Source organism: Nocardioides sp. CPCC 206348 (genome assembly GCF_048654705.1).
GTDB lineage: Bacteria > Actinomycetota > Actinomycetes > Propionibacteriales > Nocardioidaceae > Nocardioides.
Genome location: NZ_JBMCZA010000047.1, coordinates 37,934 through 39,548, shown reverse-complemented (window position 1 = coordinate 39,548; position 1,615 = coordinate 37,934). Strand labels below are relative to the sequence as shown.

General features: G+C 74.0%; 2 protein-coding genes. Both read right to left on the bottom strand.

The window, feature by feature from the left end; translation table 11 throughout:
* Positions 1–500: RNA polymerase sigma factor SigM (sigM, locus tag ACOADB_RS01740; protein WP_378596182.1), on the bottom strand; the 500-nt coding region annotated here is incomplete at its 3' end.
* Positions 490–1,615: hypothetical protein (locus tag ACOADB_RS01735; RefSeq protein WP_378596181.1), on the bottom strand; the 1,126-nt coding region annotated here is incomplete at its 5' end. The genes sigM and ACOADB_RS01735, both read right to left, overlap by 11 nt.

Genomic DNA, 1,615 nt, shown 5'->3' with positions numbered 1-1,615 from the left:
AGGATCCGGGCGACCTCGGCGACGGGGTAGCCCTCCATGTCGACCAGCACCACGGCCGCACGCTGCTCCACCGGCAGGGTGGCCAGGGCGGCGCGGACCCGGTCGCGGCGTTCGCGCGCGACGCTGGACTCGGCCGGGTCGATGCTGTCGCCGACGGTGGTGCGGGCACTGCTCGCGTGCTCGTCCAGGTCCTCGGGCAGGGGTTCTGCCCGTCGTACCTTGGCCGAGCGGAGCCGGTCGAGGCAGGCGTTGACGACGATCCGGTGCAGCCAGGTGGTGACCTGGGCGTCACCACGGTAGGAGGACGCCCGCCGGAACGCCGCGATCACGCCCTCCTGGAGCCCGTCGGCCGCGGTCTCGGGGTCGCTGCAGGTGCGCAGGGCGACGGCCCAGAGGCGGTCGCGGTGGCGGGCGAAGAGGATGCCGAAGGCGTCGGGGTCACCGGCGATGTGGGCGGCGAGGAGGTCGGAGTCGGGCAGCTCGCGGGGCTCACTCTCCACGGATCACCACCTCAGAGATCTCGGCCCGGAAGTCTCCATCGACCTCGGGCAATGCCGTCAACCAGAGGACAAGGTAGCGGCCGGTGACCGGAGCAGCCGCCGCGCCCTCAGCCGGCGGAGCAAGGGTCAGCCGACCCGAGCCGGTGGCGGTGGCGACGGGCTTGCCCGTCGGCGCGGCCTCGGGAGGAGTGTCGAAGGAGTAGAGCTCGACGGTCGCGGTGCCCTGGGCGAGGCGGAGGTTGACGCTGCGCACGTCGCGCTTGCGGCCCAGGTCGAGGACCAGGCCGACCCCGGTCTTCAGTCCCAGGGGCGGGCCGAACTGGTCCTTGTAGGTGGAGGTGTTCCAGCTCGTCGCGTTGTCGCCGTCGAAGAGGTTCGGCAACCCGTCGGGGTTCTCGCCGTCCTCGCCGAGCGGGTCGAAGTCGGTGGCGCGCACTCCCGTGATCACGGGCGCCTGGGTGGCCGCGCTGGTGGTCGGCTCGGTCGGATCGGGGTCCGGGTCGCCGCCCAGCGCCGTGCGGCCGCGCCCGAGGTTGAACGCGATCGCGACCGCCACCAGGAGGATCACGGCGATCGCCACCGCCATGGCCAGGCGCAGCCAGTTGCGGCCGGGCACGGCCTCCGCCTCCGTGGTGTCGTCGGCGTCCGTCGCCGGGGCACCACTCGGGTCCCACGGCCAGTAGCCGTGCGGGCGCACGCCGTCCTCGCCGGGATCGCCGGGGTGCGGATCCAGGGGTACGGCGTCGGGTCGCGGGCGTCGTACGGCGGGACCGTCGGGGGAGTCGGGCACGAAGAGGGGGCGCTCGGGCGGGTCCTCGAACGGCGGTGGGGGCGGCGGTGGCGTGCTGCGGGTGCGCAGCCACTGGACCTCGTCGTCGTCGTCACCACCGAAGAGCGGGATGCCGGCCTCGGTGGGAAGCTCGGAGACGAGCGGAATGGGCGGCTCGTCGGGCTCGTCGGGCTCGGGCGTCGGACGTGCGTCGACGCTCTCCTGGGTCCGCTCGTCGACCTCGATCACGACGGGCGCGGGCTCGGGCTCCTCCCGTTCCGGCGGAACCACCGGCAGGTCGTCCTGGGAGGCGTCGTGCGGCAGCGGGTCGAGGACCGCAGGCAGC